Annotated in this window: 1 protein-coding gene; it reads left to right on the plus strand. The window is 45.5% G+C overall.

All coding sequences use genetic code 11. The features are described 5' to 3' along the window. The coding region (locus HC176_RS16280) for an NAD-dependent epimerase/dehydratase family protein (RefSeq protein ID WP_167920053.1) at window positions 1-486 on the plus strand (486 nt) is incomplete at both ends.

A 486-nucleotide genomic window follows, 5' to 3' on the forward strand; every position in this document is an offset into this window, starting at 1 on the left:
GCTCGTGCATATATCCAAAGCACGCCCCTCAGCCGCTTAAAGAAGAATATCTGCTTACCGACAGCCTGGAACCCACCAATGAATGGTATGCCATAGCAAAGATCGCCGGAGTAAAAGCCTGTGAAGCTATTAGAAAGCAGTTTGGGAAAGATTACGTGTCGTTAATGCCAACCAACTTGTACGGCAGCCACGATAACTTTGACCTGCAAACCTCGCATGTACTTCCTGCCATGATCAGGAAATTCCATGAAGCAAAAGAAGCTGGAGAAACTCCTGTAACCATGTGGGGTTCAGGTACTCCAATGCGGGAATTTCTTTATGTTGACGATCTTGCAGATGCAGTATTCTTTGCTTTGGAAAACAAACTACAGGAGAACCTTTACAACGTAGGCACAGGAAAAGACTTAACTATCAAAGAATTGGCCGAATCTATACAAAAGATCACCGGCCACACAGGAGAGATTATCTGGGACAGCTCCAAACCGG

The sequence above is a fragment of the Tamlana crocina genome, assembly GCF_012037625.1.